This is a genomic window from Paenibacillus sp. 01T424 (assembly GCF_056398745.1).
The window spans coordinates 1-635 of the sequence record NZ_JBFTPZ010000116.1; the positions used below are offsets into that span (position 1 = coordinate 1).

Annotated in this window: 1 protein-coding gene; it reads left to right on the forward strand. The window is 42.2% G+C overall.

Annotated features, from left to right (window positions below):
* Positions 1-69: 69 nt before the first annotated feature.
* A partial coding sequence (locus tag AC1DPK_RS34215) for a transposase (RefSeq protein ID WP_477513030.1) occupies positions 70-635 on the forward strand: 566 nt, incomplete at its 3' end.

Sequence of the window (635 nt, forward strand, 5' to 3'; positions counted from 1 at the left end):
TTGATATGCTCCCCAAATAGTAGACAGGTGAAATAATAAAAAACCTGTTGCTATGAGGGGAGCATTTTCATGTCTAAAGTTAAATATTCCGCATCAGAGAAACTTACCATAATCGGAGAGATCGAAAGTGGTGAACTTGGCTCTATGGCCGCTGCGTATAAATATGGCTTATCAAAAACAACATTGGCGAAATGGCAACGGAGGTATAAAGTCTATGGTTTGGAAGGGTTAGAAATTCAGACGTTAAACCGCAGCTATACCGCAGAACTTAAGCTGCAGGCGGTGTTGGATTACCTTAAGGGGGAAATATCCCAATACGATATTATTGATAAATACAAGATTGCGAGTAGAACACAGCTATCGAACTGGGTAAAGAAGTATAATAGTCATAGCAGCTTAAAAGCCTATAGAGGGGGAGCAAGGGCTATGACGAAAGGACGTTCTACGACATGGAAAGAACGGATAGAGATTGTTCAGTATTGTCTAACAAATAACGATGACTATGGGAAGACTGCGGAGCAACATCAGGTTTCCTACCAACAGGTATATCAGTGGGTGAAGAAATACCAAGACGGCGGGCAAGATGCGCTGCAGGATGGACGTGGACGTAAAAAGACCGAAGAAGAGTTAACTGA